We start from the raw sequence: 2049 nt of genomic DNA on the forward strand, positions 1-2049 counted from the left end.
CAGCCGTACCGTGACGGGCAGCCCGTCCATCGACTCGAACAGCTCGATGAAGTCGGCCCGTTGGAGCGGCAGCAGGTCGCCCAGCGCGGTCTCCCGCTCGGCGTCGGTGTCGGCGAGGATCAGCTTCTCGACCAACGTGCGGCGCTCACCGAGGAACATGTGCTCGGTGCGGCACAGGCCGATGCCCTGGGCGCCGAAGCGGCGGGCCCGCAGGGCGTCCTCGGCGCTGTCCGCGTTGGCCCGTACACGCAGCCGGCGTACCCGGTCCGCGTAGGCCATGATCCGGTGCACGGCGGCGACCAGTTCGTCGGCGTCGTCGGCGCCCGCGTGCATGCGGCCCTCGAAGTACTCGACGACCGGGGACGGCACGACGGGGACCTCCCCGAGGTAGACCTTGCCGGTGGAGCCGTCGACGGAGACGAGGTCGCCCTCCTCCACCACGGTGTCGCCGACCGTCAGCCGGCGGCGCTTGGTGTCGACCTCGATCTCCTCCGCGCCGCATACACAGGTCTTGCCCATGCCGCGGGCGACCACGGCGGCGTGCGAGGTCTTGCCGCCGCGCGAGGTCAGGATGCCCTCGGCGGCGATCATGCCGTCCAGGTCGTCGGGGTTGGTCTCGCGGCGGATCAGGATGACCTTCTCACCGGACCGCGACCACTTGACGGCGGTGTACGAGTCGAAGACGGCCTTGCCGACGGCGGCGCCCGGGGACGCGGCGATGCCCCGGCCGAGCAGCACCGTGGTCGCCTCGTCGTCGAAGCGGGGGAACATCAGCTGGGCGAGCTGGGCGCCGTTGACCCGCTGGAGCGCCTCGGCCTCGTCGATGAGGCCCTGGTCGACGAGCTGGGTCGCGATCCGGAAGGCGGCCCCGGCGGTGCGCTTGCCGACGCGGGTCTGGAGCATCCACAGGTGGCCGCGCTCGATGGTGAACTCGATGTCGCAGAGGTCCTTGTAGTGGGTCTCCAGCGTCTCCATGATCTTCATCAGCTGGTCGTAGGAGTTCTTGTCGATCGACTCCAGCTCCGCGAGCGGCACGGTGTTGCGGATGCCCGCGACGACGTCCTCGCCCTGGGCGTTCTGGAGGTAGTCGCCGTAGACGCCCTGGTGGCCGCTGGCCGGGTCGCGGGTGAAGGCGACGCCCGTACCGGAGTCGGGGCCGAGGTTGCCGAAGACCATCGAGCAGACGTTGACGGCCGTGCCGAGGTCGCCGGGGATGCGTTCCTGGCGGCGGTAGAGCTTGGCCCGGTCGGTGTTCCACGAGTCGAAGACCGCCTTTATGGCCAGGTCCATCTGCTCGCGCGCATCCTGCGGGAAGTCCCGTCCGGCGTCGCGGGCGACGATCTTCTTGAACTGCTTGACCAGCTTCTTCAGGTCGGCCGCGTCCAGGTCCACGTCGACGGTGACGCCCTTGGCGTCCTTGGCCGCCTCCAGCGCCTCCTCGAAGAGGTCGCCGTCGACCCCGAGGACGGTCTTGCCGAACATCTGGATGAGACGGCGGTAGGAGTCCCAGGCGAAGCGCTCGTCGCCGGCCTGGGTGGCGAGCCCGACGACGGATTCGTCGGAGAGGCCGATGTTGAGGACCGTGTCCATCATGCCGGGCATCGAGAACTTGGCGCCGGAGCGGACGGAGACCAGCAGCGGGTCGTCGGCCTGACCGAGGTTCTTGCCCATCCGCCTCTCGAGCGCCGCGAGGTGCGCGCCGACCTCGTCGCGCAGCTCGGCCGGCTCGTCACCGCTGTCGAGGTAGACCTTGCACGCCTCGGTGGTGATGGTGAAGCCGGGAGGGACCGGCAGCCCGAGGTTGGTCATCTCGGCGAGGTTGGCGCCCTTGCCGCCCAGGAGGTCCTTCAGATCCTTGTTGCCCTCGGTGAAGTCGTAGACGAACTTCTGAGGACCTTTGTTTTCCGACACGGGTCTCGACTCCTCGAGGACGCGGTGGCTGCCCTGACGGCGAGGAACATACCCAGATCGAAGGTGCCTGGGTACGCCTACTTGCGCGTCGCGAGGCTCCGACCACCCGTCCGCCAGCGGATCCAAAGTGGCGGGGGG

At 69.3% G+C, this 2049-nt stretch carries 1 protein-coding gene; it reads right to left on the minus strand.

Annotated elements, in window-relative coordinates; translation table 11 throughout:
* The coding region (gene ppdK / locus IH13_RS0109065) for a pyruvate, phosphate dikinase (RefSeq protein WP_031082698.1) at positions 1-1911 on the minus strand (1911 nt) is incomplete at its 3' end.
* Positions 1912-2049 lie beyond the last annotated feature (138 nt).

The sequence above is a fragment of the Streptomyces sp. NRRL WC-3549 genome (assembly GCF_000721935.1).
GTDB lineage: Bacteria > Actinomycetota > Actinomycetes > Streptomycetales > Streptomycetaceae > Streptomyces.